The organism is Anaerotignum lactatifermentans DSM 14214 (assembly GCF_900142265.1).
Taxonomy (GTDB): domain Bacteria; phylum Bacillota; class Clostridia; order Lachnospirales; family Anaerotignaceae; genus Anaerotignum; species Anaerotignum lactatifermentans.
Genome location: NZ_FRAH01000111.1, coordinates 1 through 3,615, shown reverse-complemented (window position 1 = coordinate 3,615; position 3,615 = coordinate 1). Strand labels below are relative to the sequence as shown.

2 protein-coding genes and 1 pseudogene are annotated in these 3,615 nt (G+C 38.8%); all 3 read right to left on the bottom strand.

The window, feature by feature from the left end; genetic code table 11:
* Nucleotides 1-50: 50 nt before the first annotated feature.
* Nucleotides 51-155: pseudogene (locus BUB35_RS20190) on the bottom strand (C40 family peptidase); the annotation flags it as partial.
* A gap of 117 nt (nucleotides 156-272) precedes the next feature.
* Nucleotides 273-2,069, bottom strand: a complete 1,797-nt coding sequence (locus BUB35_RS17320) for a reverse transcriptase domain-containing protein (protein ID WP_072853776.1) — start codon at nucleotides 2,067-2,069, stop codon at nucleotides 273-275.
* A 619-nt stretch (nucleotides 2,070-2,688) separates the two neighbouring features.
* Complete coding sequence (locus tag BUB35_RS17310; RefSeq protein ID WP_072853774.1) at nucleotides 2,689-3,570, bottom strand: C40 family peptidase; 882 nt, start codon at nucleotides 3,568-3,570, stop codon at nucleotides 2,689-2,691.
* Between the last annotated feature and the right edge of the window lie 45 nt (nucleotides 3,571-3,615).

Sequence of the window (3,615 nt, the reverse complement as noted above, 5' to 3'; positions counted from 1 at the left end):
TTTCAATTCTTCTACTGTGATTTTTTCAATCATACTTTTTTCACACTCCTTTACAATCTGCCAAATCCATAAAAATGCTTCACCCAATAGGAATTTCCCAAATTTGCATAGCCGATGGGATCGCCACAATGCAGCATCTGATTGTCCCCAACATAGTAGAGTAGGAAAGCACCGCCTTTCCTTATTTCTAAGGTAGGTTTGTGCAGTCCTCTCCCCGAACCGTGCTTGCATTTCTCAATGCACACGGCTCTCCATCTTTGCTCCACTACAGGTTATTTCTTTTCACCATGATGTATAGCCATGTGACACTTGTGGCATACCACGATTGTTTTTCGCCTTTTGGCTATCATTATCTTTTCCCATTCTGATTTCCCTTTAAGGGTTTTAACCTTATTTACGTGATGGATTTCGTATCTGTCACTTTCCGTACATCCACATACTTCACATAGCTTCGCCTTTAATCGGCTTTCTAATGTTGTTACATCATGGGAATAATTTTTAGCTGTTTGCGGAATAATATCAGTAAACTTCTTTCCTTTGCAGTCAGCATAATTAGCAAAATACATTTTCTTTATTCCTGTTTTGGTTTCATAAGGAATAGCCCATTTGCCTGTACCATCTTTGTACATAGCTATGATTTTAGAAACTTTGGAACGGTGCTTTCCTGCAAGTGTTTTCAAACAGCTATATTCCATAAGATAATTAAAATAGATTAGCTTGTTAAAATTGCTTGCCAATCCATAAAAGTTACAGATACCTCTTAATTCTGCATTATAGATAGTCACTATTTCCAAATCTGTCCTGTTAAGCAGTTGTGGTCGGTGTATAGGTTCTAATCTTCCATTGTCTGACCTCTGCTTTACAATTCCATTTAAAAATAGAAATTTCTCTATCTTGTCTTTGAATGGAATATTCAATTCCACCTTGTTATTCATAGAACGGGTTTTAAATTTTCCTTTTGGTTTAATCTGCTGGTCACGTCGTACCCTGACAGTATATCCGAGAAAACGAGCAGGAGTATTACTATGTGTAATCAGAGTTTTTTCTTGACTAAGTTCCATTTTTAATGTGGTACTTATAAATTCTGTAAGTTCTTGCTTAATCTTCTCACAATCCTGTCGATTGCCATTCACAGCTATTAGGAAATCATCAGCATAACGCACATATTTTATTTTCTTGTCGTCACATTGTTTCGCTGGTAGTTTAAGCATTTGAGCTGTTGCAGATTTATATTCTTCAATCAGCTTTTCTCTTTCTATACCATTGCTATTTTTAATTTTGTTGTGTAATCTTTTGCGTAGTCCTACCAGTTTTGTATATTCTGGTGTATAATGTGCCTTTATTGCCACATCAAACTCTTTCTTTATCTTCATTACGTGACGGTCTAATTCGTTAAGGTAGATATTCGCAAGAATAGGCGAAATGATACCACCTTGGGGGCAACCGCTATAAGTTTCGTGGTATTTCCAATCTTCCATATAACCTGCCTTTAAGAATAAACGAATGAGTTTCAGGAAACGTGCATCTTTAATTTTCTGATTGATAATTTCCACTAGTATTGCATGATTGATGTTATCAAAACATCCTTTTATATCGCCCTCTATAAACCAACGTGCTCCTGTAAATTCTTTTTTTATTTGAGCAAGAGCAGTATGACAACTTCTTTTTGGTCGGAAACCGTGAGAGTAGTCTGAAAAAATAGGCTCATAGATTGCTTCTAATATCATGCGTATTGCTTCCTGTATCAGCTTATCAGTAAAAACAGGCAGTCCTAATGGACGCATTTTGCCATTTGATTTTTTGATGTATGTACGTCGTACTGGTTTTGGCTGATACATTTCATTTTTTAAGGCTTCAATGATATTTTCAATATATATTTCACTAAAACCGTCCGCTGTATCGTCTGTTACACCCTTTGTTCCTGCTCCTTTGTTGGAGTAGAGGTGTTGATATGCAACATAGTATATATCTGGACGGAGTAAATACCGATAGAGCCTTGTAAATACTTCATCATGGTTCTTTTTTGAATTTTCCTGTAATTTGGTTAAAATCTCCATTGTTGGTTTCATTTGAGGTGTTCCTCCCTAATCAATTTCTAATTTTAATTCGCTAAGACTGCTTTCCTTCGCCATGTGAACGGTTTTCCCGTATCCGATTTTACGGCTTTCCCTGTCTTTTCAGGGTTCTCAGACTACTATGAAAGCTCCGTTACCTTGCCAGATTTTCAGCGTCATCTCACTTAGCATAGCCTTGTGATTTATCACTACAAGAGCATTACGCATAGCCATTGTTGGCATTCTGGTTTAGGTAATCTCCAGTTGACGAAAGTAGTAGGCTAGTGTGAATTGTCGGATATGCTTTCGTTCCGTTACTACTGGTTCTCCAGCGTACCGTATGAGTTCATTGATAACCCACTGAAAGGAATTTATTTTCAGCGTTACTCATACCACAGGTTTCAGACAAGTTTCCTGTGTCCACATATAACAGAGGTTTGGAACTCACATTCAACAAATATAGTTTTATCCTCATATTCACTTAACCTTGCAGTTCAGTCGTGTTCTATTGTCTTTGAACAACTTTCTGCTTTCCTGCCGTGCTATTTTCCCGTACAGCTTTCGCCTTTCGGTTAGGCAGGTGGTTTCCCGTGTTATCTTACGGGGTAGTGCCTTTTTTTCTGTCCCCCTTTCTTTAATCTACTTCTAACTTTCGCCCCTCTGGACGCACGATTCCGATATGAGTTACGGGGCTGCTGGTTTGATATGTTCCTGTAAAAAACACCAAATCCCCCGGCTTGACCTCATCTTTTGACACCGGTGTACACTGGTTATAGATCTGCTGTGCCGATGTTCTGGGAAGGTTATGGACGCCGGAATGGGTATATACCCAACATACAAAGCCGGAACAATCAAAACTGGTTTCTGGTGTGCTTCCGCCCCATTGGTATGGAAAGCCTATATATTTTGTTGCTTCCTGCATGAGTTTTGCAAAAGTTTCATCATTGAAGGCTTCCCCAGGAATGCCTGTGATTTTATCTGTCGTGGCATATCCATACTTGATAAACAGATATAGATTTCGGATTTCCATCTTTTCCGTTTCCGTAAACGTATAGGGAAGGTAGTCTTCCAGTTCCTCATAAATCTCGTCATCTTCTTTTTCACCCACAAAACAATCCACAAAGCCCGCATAGAATTCCTCATCAAAATCTGTCAGATCCTTTGTAAAATAGAGGATATAAAAAAAGGACTTGACTTTGATATCGTCAAATCCTTCTTCTTCCAATGCTTCTATTGTCTGATCCAATTCCTCAAAGGCATCAATCATTTCTTCCATGGCTTTGGAAAGTTCCGCATCAATATCCGTTGGAATAGGTCCACCATCGAATATGATCCTTGCCACCTCCTGACTGAATCCTGCTTGTATATTGAAGATAGAAACCATAACCAGCAGCGGTATCAGCATCACGATTACAATACCTGCCACAATACTTGCCAGCAGTGTCCGCACTCGTTTGTCTTCTGCAAGCTCCAACGCTTTCTTCGTCATAACGGCAACTGCCATAGGACTTGCCATTTGCCTCACCTTCTTTTATTTCTTAAAACATAACATCCATTTCGT

What these genes read in the sequence shown, in the direction of transcription:
- BUB35_RS17320 (WP_072853776.1), bottom strand. Translation starts at nt 2,069, where the DNA reads ATGAAACCAACAATGGAGATTTTAACCAAATTACAGGAAAATTCAAAA.
- BUB35_RS17310 (WP_072853774.1), bottom strand. Translation starts at nt 3,570, where the DNA reads ATGGCAAGTCCTATGGCAGTTGCCGTTATGACGAAGAAAGCGTTGGAG.